Below are 252 nucleotides of genomic sequence, written 5' to 3' on the forward strand. Positions count from 1 at the left end.
GGCCTTGCGGCAGGTGCTCGGCGACCACGTCGCCCAGAAGGGCTCGCTCGTCTCGTGATCGACCGACGCCTCCTTGATGCGGATCTTCGGCGCCGGGCTGCCGGTGATCACGGTCGCCCTAGCGTTCATCGGAAGAGTGAAGCGGACCACCGTTCCATCGCTCGCCTCGACCTCGACCTCCGTCAAAGCGGCAGCACGATCAGTGCCCGCAGTATGGAACGCGTTTCGTAAAGCCCAATCCGCGAGCGGCGC

1 protein-coding gene is annotated in these 252 nt (G+C 65.9%); it reads right to left on the reverse strand.

Annotated elements, in window-relative coordinates:
- Positions 1 to 186 (reverse strand): hypothetical protein (locus tag WDW90_RS40235; RefSeq protein WP_336493128.1); only part of this gene is annotated, 186 nt, incomplete at its 3' end.
- Between the last annotated feature and the right edge of the window lie 66 nt (positions 187 to 252).

It is taken from the genome of Methylobacterium nigriterrae (assembly GCF_037106235.1).
GTDB lineage: Bacteria > Pseudomonadota > Alphaproteobacteria > Rhizobiales > Beijerinckiaceae > Methylobacterium > Methylobacterium nigriterrae.